Origin of the sequence: Pseudomonas sp. HAR-UPW-AIA-41 (genome assembly GCF_002304225.1) — a bacterium.
In the GTDB taxonomy this organism is placed as follows: domain Bacteria; phylum Pseudomonadota; class Gammaproteobacteria; order Pseudomonadales; family Pseudomonadaceae; genus Aquipseudomonas.
On sequence record NZ_NSLB01000035.1, the window covers coordinates 1 to 422 of the forward strand.

At 42.4% G+C, this 422-nt stretch carries 1 protein-coding gene; it reads left to right on the forward strand.

Annotation, left to right across the window (positions count from 1 at the left end; translation table 11 throughout):
* Positions 1–147: 147 nt before the first annotated feature.
* Positions 148–422: hypothetical protein (locus tag CK486_RS18235; RefSeq protein ID WP_218192115.1), on the forward strand; the 275-nt coding region annotated here is incomplete at its 3' end.

Here is a 422-nt window from a genome sequence, read left to right on the forward strand (position 1 = left end):
AAGGTTACAAACTGTATCCACTGTGAAGGCTAGTGAAGAAAAGGTACCGCTCTCTTTATCGCTTTCCATAGCAGGCTTAGGGATATTAGGAGTGAAGCAGTATGGATGACATATCATTAGATGTTCTCAGTCTCTATATAACGAAATTTGAAGAAGCCCTCTTTAAAAAAAATCCATCAAGGGGAAAAAGAGGAATATCATCATGCACTTGAGCAAGAAATAGCGGAAGCGAGCACTCCATATCAAGAGGTAGCGGCCACTTGTGAAGCACAACCCACTTATTTCTCCAGCCGTAGCCTTGAAGGTAGCTATCAAATACCGGAAAGGTTACAAACTGTATCCACTGTGAAGGCTAGTGAAGAAAAGGTACCGCTCTCTTTATCGCTTTCCATAGCAGGCTTAGGGATATTAGGAGTGAAGCA